General features: G+C 65.1%; 26 protein-coding genes. All 26 read left to right on the plus strand.

Features of this window, described 5'->3' with window-relative positions:
* Window position 1 precedes the first annotated feature (1 nt).
* A complete protein-coding gene (locus tag J1777_RS09840) occupies window positions 2-748 on the plus strand; it encodes a hypothetical protein (RefSeq protein WP_003821040.1) in 747 nt (248 codons plus the stop codon).
* Window positions 749-866: 118 nt separating this feature from the next.
* On the plus strand, window positions 867-1,079 hold the full coding sequence (locus tag J1777_RS09845) for an AlpA family transcriptional regulator (protein ID WP_003821041.1): 213 nt from the start codon (window positions 867-869) through the stop codon (window positions 1,077-1,079).
* Window positions 1,080-1,121: 42 nt separating this feature from the next.
* Window positions 1,122-1,997, plus strand: coding sequence for a ParA family protein (locus J1777_RS09850; RefSeq protein ID WP_003821043.1), 876 nt, complete (start codon window positions 1,122-1,124; stop codon window positions 1,995-1,997).
* Window positions 1,981-2,229, plus strand: a complete 249-nt coding sequence (locus J1777_RS09855; protein WP_003821044.1) for a hypothetical protein — start codon at window positions 1,981-1,983, stop codon at window positions 2,227-2,229. Before J1777_RS09850 ends, J1777_RS09855 begins: the two co-directional genes overlap by 17 nt.
* Window positions 2,222-3,859, plus strand: coding sequence for a ParB family protein (locus tag J1777_RS09860; RefSeq protein ID WP_033470938.1), 1,638 nt, complete (start codon window positions 2,222-2,224; stop codon window positions 3,857-3,859). The genes J1777_RS09855 and J1777_RS09860 overlap by 8 nt, the downstream gene beginning before the upstream one ends.
* A gap of 15 nt (window positions 3,860-3,874) precedes the next feature.
* Complete coding sequence (locus tag J1777_RS09865; RefSeq protein WP_003821054.1) at window positions 3,875-4,435, plus strand: DUF2857 domain-containing protein; 561 nt, start codon at window positions 3,875-3,877, stop codon at window positions 4,433-4,435.
* Between the two features lie 2 nt (window positions 4,436-4,437).
* Window positions 4,438-5,700: an STY4528 family pathogenicity island replication protein gene (locus J1777_RS09870; protein WP_003821055.1), complete on the plus strand. Its 1,263-nt coding sequence runs from the start codon at window positions 4,438-4,440 to the stop codon at window positions 5,698-5,700.
* Between the two features lie 315 nt (window positions 5,701-6,015).
* Window positions 6,016-6,789: a PFL_4669 family integrating conjugative element protein gene (locus tag J1777_RS09875; RefSeq protein WP_003821056.1), complete on the plus strand. Its 774-nt coding sequence runs from the start codon at window positions 6,016-6,018 to the stop codon at window positions 6,787-6,789.
* A complete protein-coding gene (locus J1777_RS09880; RefSeq protein ID WP_003821057.1) occupies window positions 6,786-7,313 on the plus strand; it encodes a DUF3158 family protein in 528 nt (175 codons plus the stop codon). Before J1777_RS09875 ends, J1777_RS09880 begins: the two co-directional genes overlap by 4 nt.
* Before the next feature lie 73 nt (window positions 7,314-7,386).
* Window positions 7,387-7,839: a single-stranded DNA-binding protein gene (locus J1777_RS09885; RefSeq protein ID WP_003821059.1), complete on the plus strand. Its 453-nt coding sequence runs from the start codon at window positions 7,387-7,389 to the stop codon at window positions 7,837-7,839.
* Window positions 7,840-8,113: 274 nt separating this feature from the next.
* Window positions 8,114-10,138, plus strand: coding sequence for a DNA topoisomerase III (locus J1777_RS09890; protein ID WP_003821061.1), 2,025 nt, complete (start codon window positions 8,114-8,116; stop codon window positions 10,136-10,138).
* A gap of 537 nt (window positions 10,139-10,675) precedes the next feature.
* Window positions 10,676-12,274: a DNA cytosine methyltransferase gene (locus J1777_RS09895; RefSeq protein WP_003821062.1), complete on the plus strand. Its 1,599-nt coding sequence runs from the start codon at window positions 10,676-10,678 to the stop codon at window positions 12,272-12,274.
* A 243-nt stretch (window positions 12,275-12,517) separates the two neighbouring features.
* The gene (locus tag J1777_RS09900) at window positions 12,518-13,075 is read left to right on the plus strand and encodes a hypothetical protein (protein ID WP_033470935.1); all 558 of its coding nucleotides are present in this window, start codon (window positions 12,518-12,520) and stop codon (window positions 13,073-13,075) included.
* 330 nt (window positions 13,076-13,405) lie between these two features.
* Window positions 13,406-13,630: a hypothetical protein gene (locus J1777_RS09905; protein WP_033470933.1), complete on the plus strand. Its 225-nt coding sequence runs from the start codon at window positions 13,406-13,408 to the stop codon at window positions 13,628-13,630.
* 22 nt (window positions 13,631-13,652) lie between these two features.
* Window positions 13,653-14,045, plus strand: coding sequence for a hypothetical protein (locus J1777_RS09910; protein ID WP_003821065.1), 393 nt, complete (start codon window positions 13,653-13,655; stop codon window positions 14,043-14,045).
* Between the two features lie 143 nt (window positions 14,046-14,188).
* Window positions 14,189-14,875, plus strand: coding sequence for a hypothetical protein (locus J1777_RS09915; RefSeq protein WP_003821066.1), 687 nt, complete (start codon window positions 14,189-14,191; stop codon window positions 14,873-14,875).
* Window positions 14,876-14,955: 80 nt separating this feature from the next.
* Complete coding sequence (locus tag J1777_RS09920) at window positions 14,956-15,693, plus strand: DUF5983 family protein (protein ID WP_003821067.1); 738 nt, start codon at window positions 14,956-14,958, stop codon at window positions 15,691-15,693.
* Window positions 15,694-15,787: 94 nt separating this feature from the next.
* Window positions 15,788-16,066, plus strand: a complete 279-nt coding sequence (locus tag J1777_RS09925) for a hypothetical protein (protein ID WP_003821068.1) — start codon at window positions 15,788-15,790, stop codon at window positions 16,064-16,066.
* Window positions 16,067-16,350: 284 nt separating this feature from the next.
* Window positions 16,351-17,154 carry a hypothetical protein gene (locus J1777_RS09930; protein WP_003821069.1) on the plus strand — a complete coding sequence of 268 codons (804 nt, stop codon included), beginning with the start codon at window positions 16,351-16,353 and terminating at the stop codon, window positions 17,152-17,154.
* Window positions 17,155-17,232: 78 nt separating this feature from the next.
* On the plus strand, window positions 17,233-17,586 hold the full coding sequence (locus J1777_RS09935; protein ID WP_003821070.1) for a DUF3085 domain-containing protein: 354 nt from the start codon (window positions 17,233-17,235) through the stop codon (window positions 17,584-17,586).
* Window positions 17,587-17,947: 361 nt separating this feature from the next.
* A complete protein-coding gene (locus J1777_RS09940) occupies window positions 17,948-18,865 on the plus strand; it encodes a DUF3577 domain-containing protein (RefSeq protein WP_031692692.1) in 918 nt (305 codons plus the stop codon).
* Window positions 18,866-18,922: 57 nt separating this feature from the next.
* Window positions 18,923-19,612: a DUF3275 family protein gene (locus J1777_RS09945; protein WP_003821074.1), complete on the plus strand. Its 690-nt coding sequence runs from the start codon at window positions 18,923-18,925 to the stop codon at window positions 19,610-19,612.
* 94 nt (window positions 19,613-19,706) lie between these two features.
* Window positions 19,707-20,030, plus strand: coding sequence for a hypothetical protein (locus J1777_RS09950; protein ID WP_003821078.1), 324 nt, complete (start codon window positions 19,707-19,709; stop codon window positions 20,028-20,030).
* A gap of 100 nt (window positions 20,031-20,130) precedes the next feature.
* The gene (locus J1777_RS09955) at window positions 20,131-20,538 is read left to right on the plus strand and encodes a hypothetical protein (protein WP_003821084.1); all 408 of its coding nucleotides are present in this window, start codon (window positions 20,131-20,133) and stop codon (window positions 20,536-20,538) included.
* 16 nt (window positions 20,539-20,554) lie between these two features.
* Window positions 20,555-20,815, plus strand: coding sequence for a hypothetical protein (locus tag J1777_RS09960; protein WP_003821086.1), 261 nt, complete (start codon window positions 20,555-20,557; stop codon window positions 20,813-20,815).
* A 76-nt stretch (window positions 20,816-20,891) separates the two neighbouring features.
* Complete coding sequence (locus J1777_RS09965) at window positions 20,892-21,542, plus strand: hypothetical protein (protein WP_003821087.1); 651 nt, start codon at window positions 20,892-20,894, stop codon at window positions 21,540-21,542.
* Window positions 21,543-21,565 lie beyond the last annotated feature (23 nt).

Raw genomic sequence — 21,565 nt, forward strand, 5'->3', positions numbered from 1 at the left:
CATGAACCACAATGCACCAGCATCGAAGGTGTTCTATCGTCCGATCGAAGCCTCCCTCCGGTGGGCTGGGCTTCTGCGGTTTGAGCATGTCATCCTCACTTCGGTCTCGTCGTCAAGGAACCTGCCACAGTCGTTGGATTGCCCACGTTGGGGTGAGCTGAGGCTGTATACCGAACGCATCTACGATGGCATCCTCAATGCGGAACTTCCTTTCGGGAGGAACGGCATCACGACGCACGACACCGCGCTGATCGACTCCCCTGATCTCACTGTCCGTCACGTCGATCTGAAGCGTTGGATGCGCCAGCACTACCCCGAACAGCGCCCCGGCTTTCTCTTCTCGCGCAGCGAGCGCATCGCCCATCCCTCCATCTCTCTGGAAACCGGGCAGGCCATGCTGGTCGAGCGCTTGGCCCTCAAATCTGCCCTGGAGCAGTCCAAGCGCCAACTCCGCGAGCTGCAAGACAAGCACGACGCACTGCTCAAACAGTCCAAAATCATCCCGGCCTGCGCGCAGTACCCAATCAGTGATCGGGCCGAAGCCACCTACCTGAACATCATCGGCGGCATATTGGAGCTGATGCTCGGCCAATCGCCCTCGGGCACACCGTACTCCAGCTTCAAAACGCAAGAGGCTGTCGTAAGCGCATTGGTCGCCCATCACCACGGCGTCATGGGGATCGCCGAGCGGACGTTGAACGGCAAGTTCGCCACGGCCAGACGCCGGCTGCATAGCGCCACCCTCTGAGGATTGCCAGCTTGTATGTGCAGTCGCGGAGATTGCATTTGCAATGTCTTTCCGTAGCCATGTCTATTGAATAGAGGTCACGCCAACAAACGCCACTGAGCGTTCAGGAGTGACCACCATGTCGCAAACACCTGTTCTGCCGCCCAACGAGCGCCGCATCCTGCGCTTGGAAGAAGTCGAATCGAAGTCCGGCTTCAAGCGCGCCCACCTCTACAACCTGATGCGCGCGGGCAAGTTCCCCAAGGCGCTGCGCCTGGGTGTGCGCGCCGTCGGCTGGGATTCCATCGAAATCGATCAGTGGATCGCCGAGCGCGTCAACAACCGGGCCTGACCCATTCTCCCGCGGACCTTCCATCCTCACACGGAGAACGCCATGCAGGTTGTATCCATCATTTCAACGAAAGGTGGCGTCGGCAAGACCACCACTGCCGCGAACCTGGGCGGGCTCGTCGCCGACGCGGGGCTGCGCGTGCTGCTGCTCGATCTCGACGTGCAGCCCACCTTGTCGTCCTACTACGAACTGGGACACCGTGCGCCTGGTGGCATCTATGAGCTGCTGGCCTTCAACGAGCGCGACCTCGGCCAGCTCGTGTCCCGCACGATCATTACGGGTCTGGACCTGGTGCTGTCCAACGACCACCGGGGCGAGCTGAGCACCTTGTTGCTGCACGCGCCGGATGGGCGCCTGCGGCTGCGGCACCTGCTGCCCATGCTGGCTCCTCTCTACGACCTGGTGCTGATCGACACCCAGGGCGCGCGTTCGGTGACGCTGGAGATGGCGGTGCTCGCTTCCGATCTCGCGCTGTCACCCGTGACCCCGGAAATCCTCGCCGCCCGCGAACTGCGGCGCGGCACCATGCAGTTGCTGGAGGACATCGCTCCGTACCGGCACCTGGGCATTGAGCCGCCGCCGCTGCATCTGCTCATCAACAGGGTCCACCCGGTGTCGGCGAACGCCCGGCTGATCCAACAGGCCTTGCGCGACCTGTTCCAGGACCACGCCGGCATCCGCGTGCTGACCACCGACGTGCCGGCCATCGAAGCCTATCCGCGCGCCGCGACGCGCGGCCTGCCAGTGCATCGGGTCGAATACCGCCAGCCACCGGGCAGAGTCGCCCCCGCCGCGCTCGACACCATCCGCGGCCTCGCCGGCGAACTGTTCCCGCAATGGCAGCACCGATTTGCCACGGTGTCCGGCCGCCCGCCATTTCCTCTGGATACCGGGAGGCCCCATGGCGAGCGCACATGAACTGGCCCGAGGCCATAAGCGGCTGCGCGCCCTGATCGAATTCGCCGTCGGCGAGGGCTGGCACGTCAAGCGCACGCCGGGCGGCCACCTCAAATTCACCAAGGCCGGCTGCGCCGCGATCTACACCAGTTCGACGGCCAGTGACCACCGGGCCGCCCTCAACGCCCGCGCGCAGATCCGCCGCGCCGAGCGCGAGGCCCGGTCCCCAGTGCAGGGAGGCCGCCATGGCTGAAATGACCTCCCAGCAGATGGCCGGCAAGCTGCTCGCGGCCGGGTTCGAGCGCAGCGGCCCGTCCACCTCGGCCTTGAGCGACCCGATCGCCGACACGCCCATGGTCGTGACCCTGGACCAGTTGCGCCCCTACGACCACGATCCCAGGAAGAAGCGCAACCCGGCCTACGAGGACATCAAGGCGTCCATCCGCGAGCGCGGCCTGGACGCAGCCCCGGCGATCACCCGGCGCCCGGGCGAGGACCACTACATCATTCGCAACGGCGGCAACACGCGCCTGGCGATCCTGCGCGAACTGTGGTCGGAGACCAAGGACGAGCGGTTCTTTCGCATATCGTGCCTGTTCCGGCCGTGGCCCAGCCGCGGCGAAGTCGTCATGCTGACCGGCCACCTGGCCGAGAACGAATTGCGTGGAGGCCTGACGTTCATCGAGCGCGCCCTCGGCGTCGAGAAGGCGCGCGAGTTCTACGAGCAGGAAAGCGGCGCCGCCCTGAGCCAGTCCGAACTGGCACGCCGCCTCGCCGCCGATGGTTTCCCGGTCCAGCAGTCGCACATCAGCCGGATGAACGACGCGGTGCGCTACCTCCTGCCGGCGATCCCGACCGTGCTCTATGGCGGGCTCGGCCGCCACCAGGTCGAACGCCTGTCGGTCATGCGCAAGGCCTGCATGCTCGCGTGGGAGCGCTACGCCAAAGGCCGCACACTACTGGTACAGGACTTCGATGACTTCTTTCAGGAGGTGCTGTCGCAGTTCGACACGCAGGCCGACGAGTTCGCCCCCCAGCGCGTGCAGGACGAGCTGATCGGCCAAATGTCCGAACTGCTCGGCATCGACTACGACGTACTGGCGCTCGACCTCACCGAATCCGAAAGCCGCCATCGCGCCCTGGTCAGCGATCCGACCCCACCAACGGCACCCCCCACGCTGCCTGAGCCTGACACCATGGCACGCCCGCCCGCGGCGCCGGCCCCATCGGCCCCGACGCCGGCAACCACACCTGGGTCGCGCGAGCGCGAGGGCGGCTCAGGGTCGGACGGCTCACCCGCAGGAAGCCCCATGGCTGCTCCTGGTGATCGGCTGCAGGGGCACATCGTTTCGCCTGCACCGACGACGGAGCGGCTGCAATCCATTCAGCGGATGGTCGCCGACGAGCTGGGGGATGCGCTGCCCGATTTCTCGGCCAACGTCTTGCAGTCCATTCCCGTCCAAGCAGGCGGTCTCTACCCGATTTCCGACGTCTGGCACATCGACGCGAGCCTGGACACGCCCGAGCGCCTGCGCATCCACGTCGCGCAGTTCGCCCGCGAGATCGCGGGCGAGGCTCGCCTGGACGAGTGCATCGATGACCGTCCAGACGGCATCGGTTTCGCCTGCCGTGCCCACGCCCAAGACCTGGAGCCGCTGGGCCGTGCCGTCCTGGCGCTGCTGGCATGCATGGCCGGTCAGCAGCCCGCCGACGTCGGCTTGGATAACAGGCAATTCGTCATCGACCTGTCGGCGTTGCTGCACGGACAAGGCGACGCAACCCGGCGACTGAGCGACACCGCACTGGTCAAGCTGTTCCGGCTGCTGCGGCTGGCCCGCCGTCTGCTCGACCTGGACGCCGGCGCTGCGGACCCTGGAACGTGACCGAGGGAGACCAGCATGTCCGCACCACACCCACTCAACCAGGCCGTCATCGCCCAGGCCCTCTATGACCTGCGCAATGGGCAACTGCGCCGCTGCAAGCTGATGGGGTTTGGCGAGGAAGAGCTGGACGCCCTCAAGCATCCCGCGCTGATCAGCGTGCTGGCCAACGCCAACGTCTCGTGGTGCTCGGTGACGGTCAACCGCGAAGTGCTCCGGCGTCTGCTCAGGCAGGCGCAGGATGTGGAGAAGGAGATCGCCACGGTCGATCGCATGCTGCGCCTCGGCGCGAGCACCGAAATGGTCAGCCGCTTCTACGGCCTGACCCACCAGGAAGTGGCGCTTCGCCGCGAAATCCTCGGCCTGCCCAAGCGCAAGGGTCGCCATCCCGTGCTGGACGAGAAGCAGGACACGGAGCTGTGGCGGCAATGGAAGGCCGTGACCAGCAGCAGGAACGTCGATCTCGAAGACGAAACCTCCATCCTCGATGCCGCCATGGACCTCGCCGAAGGCATGTCGCTGCCTCTGTCGGTGGTCTGGGCTTCGATCAAGAGCTGGGTCGATCAAGGATTGGGTTAACCATGGCCGTGGACGACACCGCACCACGTCGTGGCCCCATCGCACTCGCAGACCTGTTCGACGCTGCGCTGAAAGACCTTGTGCCCAAGCCCAACGCCGACGCGCCCCCGCCCACACCTACACCTGTCGCGATGCCCACTGGTCCGGCGTCTGGCGATGCCTTCCTGTTCAGCGGCAACCGGCACGAGACCGTACCGCGACGGCTGTTCCTCGACCGCCGCCTGACGCCGCTGGAGCGCAATGCCTGGCAGGTCTTCCGGCTGATGCTCAACGACGATGGCGTGACGGCGTTCCCGACGTATGAACAGCTTCGGCCCTGGCTGGCGTCGATGCCCTGCGCCGGGCAAGCCTCGCACGAAACCGTGGCGCGAGCACTGACGCTGCTGCGGCTGACTCGATGGCTGAGCCTGGTGCGGCGACGGCGCGACGCCAAGACCGGCCGCATCCTCGGCAACCTCTATGTCCTGCACGACGAGCCGCTGACCCCCTTTGAAGCGATGCAGCTCGACCCGGACTACCTGCAACTCGTCAGCCAAGCGCTCGGCCATTCGGCCAAAGCCGTGCAGATCGTAGGCCTGCACACCCTCAAGGAAATCGGCGAAGACCCGATGCTGGCCGGGCGCACCCTGCCATCGAGGCTGCAAGTCCTGGCCGAACGCCTCGCCAGCCAGGGCGTCGGGGCGCACGAAAGTTATCCACAGGAGGACGCCACGCACGAATCCGAAGAAGGGGCGACGAGCCTTCTTCGGAATCCTGACGATCCCACTTCGGAATCCGAAGCAGGGTCGAAACCCGCGCCAGACGCCTCTCTTCGGAATCCGAAGCAGGCCCGTACAGTACGTAGTAGTCGTATTAATGAAGTACGTACTACCGCGCAGGCACAAGCGCATGCGCGCGCGCTGGGCGACCTGCAATGGCCCAAACGCTTCGCGGAACTGAAGGCAGAGCAGCAGACAGGTGCGAGGGTGGCACTACAGCAGGTCGATGCTGCGCTGAGGCAGGCCGTGCTGGACGAATGGGCTGCACGATGCAGCAACCATGGCATCCGCAATCCTGCAGGGTATCTGTTCGGCATCATCCAGCGGGCCATCCATGGCGAGTTCAACGCCTGGGCCAAGAAGGACGCGCCATCGGCGCCCGTTGCGCCGAACGAGCGGCCGCCACCACCAGCACCGCCACCATCCCAGCCGCAGGGCAAGCCTGTGCCGCCAGAAGTCGCCAGGCAGCACATCGAGCGGCTGCGCAACCTGCTCGCCAGCAAGTGAGCGGGCCTGCAAGGTGGTGAAGTGGATGCCGGTGGCTTCCAGTAGAGCTATCCCCTGGGGATAGTTCCACTGACGGCTACACGTCGAACCGCTGCACGCCAGGCCTCGATCGCCTGCAGCGGGATCGGCCTTGTTCGCGCTGATCCGGGTGTGCAGCGTTCCTTGGCGCTCCATGGCGCTATCCCCAGGGGATAGATCGCGACGCATGCACCCACCGCGCCGTGAACCGGGGACGGGCGGGTTTCGGTTTGTTGACTGACTGCCTTCCGCTACCTGCCGAAGCTGTCCGCTCTTTTCCAACAACGAGCGGACACCATGGCAACCACCAACGAACCCCTGCAACTGAATCTCGGCTCCTTGCGCAGCGCGATGTCGCTGACGCTGCACACGCACCACGCCTCGCGCATCTGGCACGGCCGCGCCGCCGCCGAAGGGCGACCGGGCATCGTCGGCCTGAACGGCTACATCGCCCAGATGAACAAGATGCGGCGCGGCTCGGAGCAGGACGACCCGTACAGCGACTTCTGGATGCTCCGCATCGAGGACAAGCTCGACCAGACCAAGGCCACGCTGCAATCGCTGCGCGAACAGGTGGACCAGGCCCTGGCGAGCGTGCCGCCGGCACTCACCCTGGGCGAAAACCTCAACGTCCAGCCGGTCAAGCTGCCGCTGTTCGTCAATGCGCAGCTCGGCTTTGCCGCCGTGTACCTGCTCGCCGACTACGACGATATCGCCCGCAAGCTGATCCTCGCGCACCACACCGCGCTGATCGATCGCTCGACGCTCGAACGCTGGCTCAACGAAGGCGCGCATGCACTGCGCAGCCTGTTCTCGCTGGCCCAGCAGTACCGCTACTCGGGCTGCACCCGCGACGACTTCGCCGCCAAGAATGCCGCAGCGCGGGCGGCGTTGGAAAAGTTCGGCGAGATGCCGCCGGACGTGCTGGAGGGCACGCGCCGCTCGAAGTTCGCGCCGCCCATCATGCGCCGTGGCCTGCAGCAGCGCGGTGACGGTCCTGCCGCAGCCGCATCGCCCAGCGACGAGGCCGCCGCCCCCGAAGCGACGGCCGGCGAGGACGCGCAGGCATGAGCGACCCAAACCGCGACACCCGCTACTTCCGCCCTCTGCAACAGACAGCCTTCATGCAGTTGGAACACGCAGCCTCTCAAAAAGGCCTTTTAAAGCCCTTTAAGGGTAAAGGGGACTTGGAGGCCTGGGCCAGCCAGTGCTTCGCCATGCGCGACGAGTTGATTGGCTTGGCGCAGCGACAGGTGCTGCAACAAGCCCTCGGGCATCCCTTCCACCTGCTCCCCATCGAACTGGCCCAGCAGACAACTGGCGCAGGCACGGCGTTTCTTCGCTGGCGCAAGCACGACCGCTCGGCCATGGGCGTGGCACTGTGGCAGGAGCTGATGGCGAGTACCAGCACGCCGGTCAACCTGCTGGCCGACTTGCACGCCATCGAGCTGCAGCGCATCACGCTGAACATGCAGATCAGCCTGTTGCACACCTTGGGCAGGCTGGCCCAGGAGTGTGCCAGCAAGGCCACCGAGGCGGAAGACGCTTACCTGCGTCGGCTCAAGTCCATCCCACCCGCACTGCGCGATCAGTGATCGCGCCGGGCAACCCAGCACGCGCTCGTCACCGACCAGGTGCGGGTATTTCAACCACCACGGAGATTGCAACATGAGTACGCATTTTTCTGGCGAGGGCAACATCGGCTCGCCCCCCGAGTACCGGGAGTTCCCCAACGGCAACGACGAGCCCAGCCGCCTTCTGCGCCTGAACGTCTATTTCGACAACCCCATTCCCAAGAAGGATGGCACCTTCGAGGATCGCGGCGGCTTCTGGGCGCCGGTGGAAATCTGGCACCGCGACGCCGCGCACTGGAAGGACCTCTACCAGAAGGGCATGCGCGTGCTGGTCGTCGGCCGGATGGAGCGCGAACCTTGGACGGACAACGAGGATCAGCCGCGCGAGACCTGGCAGATCAACGCGCGCAGCGTCGGCATCCTGCCGTTCCGCATCGAGTCCGTAGCCCTCAGCCCCAGGCAGCAAGAGGCCGCGCAGGATGCGCAGCCGAAACCCCCGGCCGCCCAGGAACCGACCGCGCCGAAGGAGCCGAAGCGCAGGAAGTGATCCGGCATGGGGCGGTGGCAGTCGTCCGTCGCCCCCATGCCCTCGCGAGCTATCCCCAGGGGATAGCTCCATCAACGTCCACCGGCGTCCGTGCGCTCCAAAAAATCGCGGCTCCCGGCCCGCACATCCCCGGCCGAACGCCACTCCCGTCCCCGCCATCCCATCCCGTAAAAGTGGTCGCCACCGCATGCGGCTTGTTTGCTGCTGCCCTTGGTGGTGTTCGGCATCCTCGATTCCCGCAACTCAATGAACCATGGAAATCGGATGGACTGACATGCGGCTGTTCTTGTGCGAGAAGCCCTCCCAGGGCAAAGACATTGGCCGGATTCTCGGCGCGACGCAGCGCGGTGAAGGCTGTCTCAGCGGCTCCGGCGTCACCGTCACCTGGTGCATTGGCCATCTCGTAGAAGCAGCAGCTCCCGAGGTCTATGACGCGGCGCTCAAGCGCTGGTCGCTGGAGCAGTTGCCCATCGTTCCCCAGCAGTGGCGGGTCGAGGTCAAACCGAAGACCGCCACGCAATTCAAGGTCGTCAAAGCGCTTCTGGCGAAGGCGACCCATTTGGTCATCGCCACCGATGCCGACCGCGAGGGAGAGCTGATCGCCCGCGAGATCATCGACCTGTGCGGTTACCGCGGCCCCATCGAACGGCTGTGGTTGTCGGCGCTCAACGATGCGTCGATCCGCACCGCGCTCGGCAAGTTGCGGCCCTCATCCGACACGCTGCCGATGTACTACTCGGCGCTTGCGCGCTCACGCGCCGACTGGCTCGTGGGCATGAACCTCAGCCGGTTGTTCACGGTGCTCGGGCGTCAGGCCGGCTACGACGGCGTGCTGTCCGTCGGGCGCGTGCAGACGCCGACCCTGAAGCTCGTCGTGGACCGCGACCGCGAGATCGCGGCCTTCAAGTCGGTGCCGTTCTGGGCCATCGACGTGTCCCTGTCTGCGGGTGGACAGGCTTTCAGCGCGCAGTGGGTTCCGCCCGATGGCTGCACCGACGACGCTGGCCGCTGCCTGCAACAGCCGGTTGCCCAGCAAGCCGCGCAACAGATCCGCGCTGCGGGTAGCGCTCAGGTGGTGTTTGTCGAGACCGAACACATGCGTGAAGGCCCGCCGCTGCTGTTCGACCTGGGCACCTTGCAGGAGGTCTGTTCCAAACAGCTTGGGCTGGATGTTCAAGAAACCCTGGAGATCGCCCAGTCCCTGTACGAGACCCACAAGGCCACTACGTACCCGCGTTCCGATTCAGGCTACCTGCCCGAAAGCATGTTTGCCGAGGTGCCCACTGTTCTGGACAGCCTGCTCAAGACCGATCCCTCGCTGCGCCCGATCATGGGCCAGCTCGACCGCTCCCAGCGCTCGCGCGCCTGGAACGACGGCAAAGTGACGGCGCACCATGGCATCATTCCCACCTTGGAACCCGCGAACCTCTCGGCCATGAGCGAGAAGGAACTGGCGGTGTACCGGCTGATCCGCGCGCACTACCTGGCGCAGTTCCTCCCTCACCACGAGTTCGACCGCACTGTCGCCAAGCTGTCCTGCGACCAGCAGAAGCTGGTGGCCACCGGAAAACAGGTGATCGTCAAGGGCTGGCGCCTGGTGCTGGCCGAGCCGCAAGCGGACGAGGACGGTGAAGCCACGGCACGCAGCCAGGTACTCCCCGTGCTGCGCGAAGGCATGGCGTGTCAGGTGACCGAGGCCGAGATCAAGGCGCTCAAGACGATGCCGCCCAAGCCTTACACGCAGGGCGAGCTGGTCAAATCCATGAAGGGGGTCGCCAAGCTGGTGACGGACCCGCGCCTGAAGCAGAAGCTCAAGGATACGGTCGGCATCGGCACAGAGGCCACGCGGGCCAACATCATCAGCGGGTTGATCGCCCGCAGCTACCTTGTGAAGAAAGGACGCTCCATTCGCGCATCGGATGCAGCGTTCACCCTGATCGACGCCGTACCCGCGGCGATTGCAGACCCCGGCACGACGGCAGTGTGGGAACAGGCGCTCGACATGATCGAGGCTGGTCAGCTCACCCTGGATGTGTTTATCGGCAAGCAGGCCGCATGGATTTCGCAACTGATCGCGCAGTACGGCAGCACCTCGCTGTCCATCAAGGTTCCCCAGGGACCCGCTTGCCCGCAGTGCGGCGCACCCACGCGCCAGCGCACCGGCAAGACCGGCCCCTTCTGGTCGTGCAGTCGCTACCCCGACTGCAAAGGTACGCTGCCGGTCGAATCCGGCGCGTCCAAACGCGGAGCCTCGCGATCTCTACGCCTTTATGGCAGTAGCGGCCGCAAAGGCTCTTGACCGACCCCGTTCCCCGAGAGCCGTGTCCGCCATCGGCGGCGTGGCCCATGTCCCGCACGCCCTGCGGGACGCCCAGCGCGCAACGCCTTCTCTTGTCCGTGTGCGCGTCCCGCCCGGCCGTCCCCGGCCGCGGGACCTGAAGGTAGCTTCTCCACGAACCATGTCCGGGGTTTCCCGGCGCGTTCTACTGATCTGCATTTTTCCGCTTCTGCGAAGGGTCCCCCGATGGCTTGCCCGCCTGCGAGCCACCCGGAGACCCTTCGTGGTCAGCGGTATTCGATGCCGTGCCCAACGGCGAAAAACTGGGCTCCTTTTGTGCGCGGATGTGCGCCAGAAGATGCCGGCGCCAACCACGACATGCGCCGGGTGCGATTGCTTGATGAGCAGCCGGTTCTAGCGACAACCGGGCCTGCAACAGCCCACGGGTGGTTCTGTCATCCCGAGCCGGAGGCCACTGGGCCTTCGGCGCCTTTCTCCTGCCGATCAACGTCCCGGCCCGGCCACACAGTCCAAGGCCACACAAACAGGAGACCCGACATGAACCCGCAACCTCGCCCCCCACGCGGTGTGCCCCAAACCGCGCCACTGCTGTACGGCAGCGTGTGCAGCGGCATTGAGGCCGTGAGCCTCGCCTGGCAACCTCTCGGCCTCGAAGCCGCATGGTTCGCCGAGATCGAGCCGTTCCCGAGCGCCGTGCTCGCCCACCGTTACCCCCGCGTGCCCAATCTGGGCGACATGACCGCGATCGCCCGCCAGGTGCGTGCCGGCACTGTGCCAGCGCCCGACATCCTGGTCGGCGGCACGCCGTGCCAGTCGTTCAGCGTTGCAGGTAGCCGTCGCGGGCTGGATGACCCGCGCGGTGCCCTTTCCCTTGCCTATGTGGAGCTTGCCAATGCCATCGACCAAACCCGCCAACAAGACAGCCGCCCGGCGGCCACGCTCGTCTGGGAAAACGTCCCAGGCGTACTCAACGACCGCAGCAATGCCTTCGGGCATTTCCTGGGCGCACTGGCCGGAGAAAGCCGTGCGCTCCAGCCGCCAGGGGAAAAATGGGCGTACGCTGGTTGTGTGTCTGGACCCCGCCGCCGCATCGCCTGGCGCGTGCTCGATGCTCAATATTTCGGTGTCGCCCAACGCCGCAAGCGTGTGTTTCTTGTGGCAAGTGGTGGAGATGACCTCGATCCCGCAGAAGTACTTTTTGAGCGCGCAGGCCTGCTCGGGGATTCTTGTGCGGGCAGCGCGCCGTGGCAAGAAGCTGCCTGCACTGCTGAACCTAGTGTTGACCCAGCAGACGGATATGCAGGACTGAAGCAGCCCTGCGGCAAGGTCACGACGACGTTTGGGTTCAGCAATGGGCGTGGCCCGACCGATCTTGCAGCCAGTTTGATGGCTGGCGGCCCGAAGCACGACATCTGCACCGAGACCTACTTGGTGCAATCCGTCGCAGGCAACATCAGCCACACCCTCGACACCGCCAACAACGGCAAGGGCAGCAGCGAGGACGGCACCGGCAAGGGTGTTCCGATCATCGCCTTCATCGCGCAGGGCAGCGGCGCCGATGCCACGCTCGACCTGACACCGACGTTGCGCGCTGGCGGCCATTGCAACAGCCATGCGAACGCCGGGGTCGTGCCCGCCATCGCGTTCGCGCAGAACAACCGCGGTGAAGTGCGCTTCGAGTCGGGCCATGGCCAGGTCGCTTGCACCGTGCTGTCCAACGGCAAGCCGGGCTACGGCGTACCTATGGTGGCCTGCGTGTCTCTGCACGGCCGCGAGCAGGGTCTTGCCGCCGAGCTGGGCGGCAGCGTAGCGGGCGCACTGCGCACCAGCGGCGGCGGCGCGGACAAGCCCTATGTCCTGGCTCCCGACTTCGAGGCGCATTTCCGCTACGACTGGAACGACCCTGGCCCCGGCGACTGGTCGCATTGGCGGGTGCGGCGGCTGATGCCCGTGGAGTGCGAGCGGCTGCAAGGCATGCCCGACGACTACACGCTGATCCCGTACCGCGGCAAGCCCGCTGCAGATGCTCCGCGCTACAAGGCGATCGGCAACTCCATGGCCGTCCCGTGCATGGCGTGGCTGGGCCAGCGCCTGGTGCAGTACCTGCACAAGACGGGCTCGACCGCTTCGGATTGATCGGCGACGCAGCCTGCGGGCCACTCCATTCTCCCTCTTGCATTGCCGATGGTTCGGCAACAGCCCGTAGCCAGGGTGTCAAGGCTGCCGCGGGTTTCACCCACGCCACCCGCCAGTTCGCCTCGGCATCTCACCGGCGAACGCTGCCCACTGGGCATCGATGCCTCATTTCTCCAACCCACGGGATGGCCGCCACGTCCCGTCAGGAGCATGTCGCCACCCGGTCGATCTCAGGACTTCCCCATGGACAACATCACCAAGCAAGACCGCATTACGCTGAAGAACCTCAAGGTGGCCGACTTCGCCAGCGAGGAAACACTGTGCTTCAACGCAACCGTCGTGTTCGACGGTACTCCCATCGCCGAGGCCCGCAACGACGGCCACGGTGGCTCGACGTTCCTCCACGCGCTCAACGGCAAGGCGGGGCTACTGGCGCAGGCCGAAGCCTTCGCCAAGGGCCTGCCGCCTGCGCCGCTTGACCTCGGCCACGAGAGTGAAGACCCTCACTACATCGACATGACGCTCGACTTCCTGGTCGATGAGCTGGCCGACGCCATGCACGCGGAACGCAAGGTGCGAGCCGCATTCAACCGCGACATCGGCAACAAGGTGCTGTTCATCAAGGAAGGCAAACTGCTGTTTATCAAGGGCATCAAGCTCAAGGCCATCGCCGACCGGAAGGCGTACTTCGCTTCGCTGCGCGCCCGGCAGGCCCAGCCCATCGTCATCCTGGCCGAGCTTCCACCCGAGCAGGCATTCGATTTGTGGAAGCAGTATGTCCTGGGCGACAAGCCCGACTGACCCAGCGTCACCGCACCCTCCTGACAGCCCCGCACTCGATGCGGGGCTTCTTTCTTTCGGTCCCCATCAATCGGGTCTGGGCTGGATGCCATTTTCCAACTGACGCAGCGCGGTCCGCGCACGAAGCTGCCCGCATGTTCGCTGATTCGTCAGCACATGCCAGCAGCCAGGGTTTTAGGCTGTCGCGGGTCTCTCCCGCGTTACCCACCAGTCCGCATCGCATCAAGTCTGCGGACGCGCGTCCTCGTGACGTCGATGCCTTTTATCAACCGCGTGCGGGAGCCGCCATCCCGTGAGGGACGAGGCCCCGCTTTTCCAAGGAGCCTATCCATGTCCCAGCAAGCCTCTTTCGGCCAAACCTTCGGGCAATTGGCCTCGACCTACTGCGGCAAGTTCCTGCCGCTCGAAGTCCTGCAAAGCGCCGCCGGCCACTACATCGGCACGCGCGATACCGAAGGCCCCGTTTCGCGGGAATCCCGCGAGTACTTCCGCAGCTATGCCGCGGCTCAACGTGCCCTCGAAAGAGGCGGCTGGTCCCAGCTCGCCGTTCCTTGATCCAAACTGGAGGAATCACGTCATGAACCAGCTACTGCCGCGGGAAGTCGTCGATCAGATCATGCGGGAAGAACAGCATTTCGCCGCCGCGCCTCAAGCCTTTTTCGAGGCATGGAAGCGTGGCGTCGAGATTGCTGGCCCCGAGTGGTTCGGCGACGGCACCCGTGAAGGTCTGAACCAGGCCAAGAGCAAGTGGGATCTGCGTCCCAACATGCTGCGGCTCAACGACGCCCTCGGCGTCCTGAGCAGCGGCGAACGCATGTTCCTGTCTGCCATGGTCAGCTTCTACAACGCGCGTGAGGGCGGTGCCATGCTCAAGCGCTGCCACTTCCACGGGCTGTCGGACTTCGACGGTCTCGACCTGCAACGCCGCAAGGTCATCGCCGACCTGCTCGTGAACTACAACGGTTGGTGAGCCGGTCTCCGGCACACCACTGTCTTTCGTTCCCCCCGAGAGGGACATGCGCCCAAAAGGCCATGTCCCTCAATTTCTTCTCCATCACCCTGCGGATGCCATCGTCCGCATGGGCTGGCTCCGCTTTCTCGAAAGGAGCCACCATGGCGAACAACTACTACGAAGGCACGGGCGTTCTCGTGCTGGAGCGTGTCACCCCCGTCATCAAGGCGCTGTTCGGCGCCTTCGCGCTGAACGAAGGCCATCCCGGCAACGGGCAGGCCTACATCGCCCAGATCGCCGAGACCAATGATCCGCGCTGGACGGATGTGCTGGACGGCCTGGAAGACCTGGCCGCACAACTCGGCATCCCCATGCCCGACGACGAAGAGTTGTCGATTCCACCTCTGCTCGAACGGCTGGCCGCGCACTTCGGTGCCGAGCAGGACGCGGAGCTGGAGAACCTGATCGAGCACCACAAGTTCGAGGACAGCGCCGACCTGGAAGCCTTGCTTCTGATCGCTTCCTGCTTCGATGACGGCCATCGCCTGACCGCCATCCAGTTCGAAGGCTGCTGGCATTGCAGCAGGCCGAGGCTGTTCGAGTTCGGCGGCAACGGCTGCTACCTGAGCCGCGAGGTCCAGGTCTTCAGAACGTCCTCGCAGGCGCTCCAACTCGGCGACCAACTGCGCAAGACGATCCTGTCCGCCGACATCGAAGAGGCCTCGGCATTGATCGCGCTGGAGGCCGCCAACCTGCTCGCAGGCATCAACGACGAGCAGTTCCGCCTGAATGTGCGCCGTCGCGTCGCCGACCGACTGGCCCAGATGCCAACGATCAGCGCCGCCTGACGCATTTTCCATTTTCAACCCACCGGGTCCAATTCCCGGTGGCGGGAATTGGCTCCATTATTCAATCTGGAGAGTTCCCAATGTCCCAGAAACCCAATCCCTTTCACCGTGGCTACTGGAATCTGAAAATCGTCCGCACGCTGTGCATCAGCTACGAGGACGGAAGCCCGCATGTCTGGCGCAACATCCACGCGAGCCAGCAACACCTCTCCGACGAGGAACTGGTTTCATCGTCCTGCATCGTCGCCAACGATTTCGCCGTGGTCAGCGATGGCCGCGAAGCCGTGAACGCCGAGGTACTGGCCGAATGCGATGCCGGTGAAGGCGTCAGCGGCGAAGGTGTGATCGGTGCCGTGGTCTATGCCATCCATGGCGAGGACTTCGACGGCCGCCCAGTCCACGTCGGTGACGCCTATTCGGCCGAGGCCGCGCGGGAAGCGATGCAGCGCCTGAGTTTCGAGACCGGCTACTACAGCCGGTGCTGGGAAATCAGCCGTGAGCACATCACGGTCGATAGCTGGCACTACCTCGCCGGCCTGGCGGACATCGCCACGCCGGAGGCCATGTTGTTCATCGCCTTCCGTGTGCCGTACAGCCCGGCGATCGGCGTCAAGCTGATTTCCACGCCCTGGACGGACCAGAACCTGGAGCACGCCGAGGGCATCACCGCCGAGCAGCTTCGACAGGAGCACCGGAACAAGGGCATGCCGGACGACCTGGCGAACATCCTTGAACTGGCTGGCCAGGCCGATGTGCGCATCCTCATCCTCGATGCAGACGCACCCGCGTTGCTGGGCCTGCCGCTGGCCGAGGGCTAGCAGCCGCGCGACACGCGGGTCTTCCTCTTTGTCCCCTCATGCCAGCCCGTCTCCCCCAAGAGTCGGGCTGGTCCATTTTCATAGGAGCAACCTCATGTTCCCCAACCTCATTTCGCGCGCACCGGACTTCGAGCACCAGCTCGGAGCCTGCGTCAACGCCATGAGCCAGGACGACGCCATCGGCCAGATCCTGGTATTCGAGCGCACGCACGGCACGCTGCACATGCGCCATATCGCCGGCGCCGACTTGGTGGACACCGACATTGACGACTACGAGATGGTCGTCTTCGACGGTGGCAACACCGGCGGCGACACGTGGAAGCATGTGTTCTTCCCGCGTCAGCGCGAACACTACTTCGTGTACCAAGCCTGATCCAACCAGCCCCTTTCGAGGGGCCTTTTTCTTGTCCCCAGCGCGGGAAACCGGGTGCGGCGCAGTGCCGTTTCATGCGGGCGGGTAGCCCGGCCCAGGGCCATCCTTGCCCCCATGTTCGTCGGCGTTGCCGACACATGCCCAGGCAGCCGAGACCTTCGAGGCTGCAAGCACGGGAAACCGCGCTGGTTGTTTCTTCCTACGGACGCACCGCGTCCATCCACCCACAAGGGACCTCTCCCTTGCGGGCGGGGAATCCCTTGTTCTTCCTCAAGGAGATTCCCATGGACCGTTCCCTCATCAAATCCATGATGCCTTCGCTTGTCGCAGGCCATGTGCCCCGCAACGTGCGGTCGTTCAAGTATCGCGTGTTCGATGATCAGCCGCAGTCCTCGACGCTGGGCTTCGCCATCGACCCCCAGCCCTTCGACGGCAAGGTGGTCGCGGCCAGCGACGACGCCATCGTCGTCAAGCTCAAGCCCAGCGAGTTCGCGGTGCTCGACCCCCACCTGGTGACCACCCTTCCCAGCGAAGGCGCCAAGGTGCATGTCCAACCGTATGCCCGCCGCCGCTTCGACGGCCTGCGCGCGGACACCCCGGAAGTAATCACCGAGAAGACCGCGGACGGTGTTCCCTACACCATCACCAGGCACATCCTCGGCTCCGCGCCTGCCAAGCTGCCCATCCCCGAGCCGCAGTGCATGGAACTGGGACAGCTCATCCAGCAGTTGGAGGAAATGCCGGCTCCCGATGGGTTCCGGCGCATCACCCACATGCTGGTCGATGCGGGTGCCCGCGACTTCACCTGGGTCGATCCGAAGCCGTCCAAGATCATCGAGACACCCCCGGCGATCAGCTTCTCGGTTTCGACCTCGAAGTTCGAGGGCCAGGTGACGATCCTCTACGACCGCGGCGGCGACACCTACGCGGTGGAACTGAGCCGCGACGGCGAACTGGTCGATCGGCACGACGAGGTGTATTTCGACATGCTCGGTGAAGTGCTGGAGCGGCTTATCGACGACGGGCACTGGCGTCTGATCGACGTGAGCGTCATCGACGCCAAGGCAACCAAGCGGCGCTACGGCTGACCGCAGCCTACCGGCGACTTGCCCCCATAGGCCTTCCATCCATTCGGGTGGAGGGCCTTTTTCTTCAGGAGATCAACCATGTCACTGCGATTCAAAGGTTCCGACCTGCGCCCCGTGCTGGCCGAGGCCGTTGCCAACCAATGCCGCGTCGTCCTCGCCAAGGACCAGGGCGTGTACTTCCTCGCCGAGCAGGGAGAGCGCCGTCCCGATGGCCGCGTGAAGCTGCTGGCCTATGCCGTCGGCTGCAACCCGGATACCGACCCGTTTGACGGCTGGTGGGAACTGGCGCGTGCCGAGCTGGGTGGCGACGACTTCGGCGAGTTCTTCGATCCGAAGGAAGGCGTCTTCGCCCGCATCCTGCGCGGCATGGACGATCTGATGCTATCCGCCACCACGACGCACCTGTCGCTGGAGGTGGTGCCATCGATGTAGTGCGAATACCACTGTCCCCTCACGGCCCCCTTCATGGGGGCTTCTTTTTTTGCGGCGCTGGCGGCATGGACAAAGGGAAGCGTCCGGATGCCGATTGATTACTGCCGCGCGCGCGAAGCCCGTCCATGCTGCCCCCATGCCTGCTGACGTTGTCAGCGACATGCCAGGCAACCATCGGTCTTCGAGGTTGCCGCGCAGTTTCCACTGCGTGACCGAGCCAGCTCGCACCGCATCCATCCGCGAGCGGCCACCAGTCCTGGTGGCGGATGCTTTCGCCTTATCAACCCACCGCGGGGTTACGCACCTTTCCCCGCATGCGTGGGGCCGGTGTGTCTCCGCTTCATCCCAATGGAGATTCACCATGAGCACCACGTCCAACGAGAAATCGTATTTCGACCTCCACACCTCGGGCATCGGCTACATCCAGCGTGTCCGCGAGGTTCCCGTCCGGGGCGGCCGCCGTGCGCAGCCCTTCCTGGCATGCACCATCGCCGCGCTGGTCGGCTCCGCCAAGGACCCCAGCTACCGCTACTTCGACGTCAAGGTCTCGGGTGCCGAGGCCAAGAAACTGGTCGAGCGCTACATCGGCGTTGACGATCCCAAGCAGCGGCCGCTGGTGCGCTTCCGCCTCGGCGACCTCTGGGGCGATGCGTACATCCGCGACAAGGGTGAGCACAAGGGCCAGGCCGCCGCGTCTCTGAAGGCGCGACTGCTGAAGGCCGAGCCGCTTGACCGGGCCGAACTGGCTTCGATCAAGCTGCACGAGCTGATCACCCGCGGCATCGGCTACCTCAGCCGCCCGAAGGACGTCTCCCCCAAGGATGGCGATCCGTTCCTGTCGTGCTGCGTCGCGGCGCTGGCCGGACCTGTCGGTGAACCGGAATATCGGTACTTCGACACCATCGTCGCCACCCCTGAAGCCGAGCACCTGGTTCGCCGGTGCGTGCAGGCCATCGAAGGGGACCGCAAGGTGCTGATCGCCTTCCGTCTGAACGACATGAAGATCGATCCGTACATCCGCACCAAGGGCGAGCGCGCCGGGGAACCGGGAGCGAGCCTGGAATCGACGCTGGTCCACATCGGTCTCATCAAGATCGACGGCACCCAGGTCTATCCGACGAGCCAGGCGCAAGCCGAGGCGCCGCAAGCCGAGGACGCACCCGCGCCCGAAGCCGAGGTTGCCGCCGACACCGCTGCCGACCAGCCTGTCGAGCCCGCCGTGCGCGAGCCCGCAGGTGAAGTCGAGGAGCAGGAGCCGGCATTGGCTGCTTCGTTCTGATCCGGCATGGCCCCTCACGGGGCCTTGCCTTTTTCCTATTCCCCAAGGAGAACCATCATGGCAGTCACATCGGCGCCCGACCAATCGGGTTCGCCCATCACCGTCCCAGGCCAACTCACGCTGCGCACGATCCGCGGAAGAAACGGCCCTTTCAACGTCGGCCGACTTGTCACCCCCATCGGCAAGTTCGCGGTGAAGGATGCGGAGCTGGAGCAGTACCCCGAAGGCAAGTACGACGGGGAGTTCGTCATCCGCTACATCTTCCCGAAGTCCTATCCCGTCGGCGACGGCATGCGGTTCGAGATCCGTGCCAACCTGGACGGGATGACGCTCAACGGCATCGACAAACTGAGCCGTGACGAGGCACGCAGCTTCACCACCCAGGAAGTCGATCCGCTCGATGAAGAACTGGGCGCGCAGCCTGCGTCAACGCCGGCCAAGCCCGCCAAGGCATCCAGACCCGCCAAGCCCGCATCCGTGCAGGCGTCCGCGGACCCGCTGATCGATACCACGCCTTTTGGTGTGGATGCCCCGCCGCCCGCTGCGGCTGCTGCCCCCGGCAGCACCGAAGATGGCGACGCCGCGCTGTTCGGGCTGCTCTGGCCGCTGGGAGAGTCCGTGAAACTGGATTCGACCATCGACCGCCGCACCCTGCGCGCGCAGATCGCCCGCCTGGGTGAACTGGGCTACGCGCTGGACTTCAAGACGCAGGAGTGGAGCCGCCAGGCCGAACTGCAACCTGCGTGATCGCAGACGCCGCATCCGCGGTGTTCTTGATCCATCCGCCGGGGTTCCTTCCCCATGCGGGGGAGGCTCCGACTTTCTTCTGGAGGTCTCCATCATGTCCACCATCGCTTGCGATGCACCTCATTGCACGCTGGACGAACCCGCGTGGCGCGCTGTCTGCAAGACGGCCGCCGAGCACGCCCAGCGTGGTTGCGGCCTGTCCTGGGATCACTGGGTCACGCTTTTCAGTTCGGAGATCGACGCGCAAGCCAGTCGGTTGCCGGAAACCCAGCGGGCTCAGGCCCTGGAAATCGCGACCCAGGAATGGGACTACGCAACCCCTGCCGAACGGCAGGAAACGCAGGAGTGGAACGCTGCGAACGGCTACTGCTCCCATGGCATCGAACTGGGCTACTGCCCAGCCGGTTGCGGCTCCTAGTCCGCACCGGACTCCATCGCCGCACGCGCGGCATTCCATCACCCGCTGGGGGCTCTCCCCCACGGGGAGGCCTCCGGCTCGATTCTTCAGGAGGCCTTTCATGGGCTGGTATTTCTCCCCCCAATCGCGGTCTGAACTGATCGCGGAACTGATCGCACCGCAAGAGACCGAGCGCGCCAGCGTCAAGGTCATCGCCCACGCGCTGCGCGGCAACGTCCTGTGGTCCGTCACGGAAGTGACGGCCAAGGTCGAAGGCGTGCATCGTCATCTGGCGCCAGGCCAATCCCTGCGCTACATCCGCTGCGATCTTCTCGAACGCAGCGGCGACCAGTGGGGCTACAAGCCACTGGACGAGTCCATGCACCCGTACTACTACACGTGCCCGCTGTCCTATCTGGACCTCGCACCAGAGCAGTCCGCCGACTGGCGTGCAGGCGTTCGCGCCTACCACGCGCGGCGGCGCACACCCACGGCACCTGCGGCACCCACCGCAGCGCTGATGGCCTGAGCCAGGAGGAACCGACATGGACCCGATCCTGGCTGCGCTTCCGCCCTCGCTGTTGAAGCTCGTTGAAGGGAGTTTGTCCAACGACGAAGTTTCTTCCGACGAGGAAATGCTGGAGTACTTCATCAGCAACGGCCTCACCGAGGCACAGGCACGGCAGGCACTGACCCACCGCGACCAGTACCTCAACAACATCTACCTGGAGGGCTTCACGCCAATCACTTCGGTAGATGAGGCGCTTCACTTCAACCCGCACACCCGGCAGTTCGAGCCGGACTGAGCGGCTTTCTTCCACCCCCTGGGGCAGTACTTGCCCCAGCGGGCGGTGCTGTTCCCGTTCATCCGAGGACACCACCATGCCCGAAAACACTTCTTCCACCACGCTGTATCGCATCGACGAATGCTCCGACGTGATGGCCGATGCTTGCGTCGGCGATGACCAGGGCAATCTGATCTTCCTGTCGATCTGGGCGCGCGACACCGCCGTCCAGCAGTTCCTCGCTCGTCTGACCCTCGGGCGCGACGAACAGGGCCTGGACCAGTTCCACGTCATCACCGACCAGGGCGGCAGCGTCCCGGTGTTCGTCAGCAACGTCGATCGTCTGGAAAAGCGCATGACCCGCGCCTACCGGCGAACGCTGTTCGGTTCGCTGTCCAACGTGTGGCTGTTCGACCGCCGCTGCGTCAAGCCCGACAAGGCCAACGCCAGCGCACTGGCATTGCTGCCCAAGGGCAGCGCCCACCGGCTTGACCGCCTGTGGATGCTGGTGCGGGACACCTGCCCACTGCCGCTGCTCGACCACTGGCGCGAAACCGTGCTGGAGCTGCTACAGACCCGCGAGATGCTGGCCCGTCTTCCGTTCGCCCTCGGGTCGCTGGAAGGCCATCGGCTCGCCATCGACGTGCCGGCGCTGACCCTGGCGCTGGGCTCCCTGATCCGCAGTGACGTGCTCACCGCCTATCCGTATCCGGCCAAGATTTGGACGCCGGAAGCGGTAGCGGCTTGACCCGCCCGCGAGAGCACGCCAAG

Origin of the sequence: Comamonas denitrificans (assembly GCF_017368815.1) — a bacterium.
Classification (GTDB): domain Bacteria; phylum Pseudomonadota; class Gammaproteobacteria; order Burkholderiales; family Burkholderiaceae_C; genus Comamonas; species Comamonas denitrificans.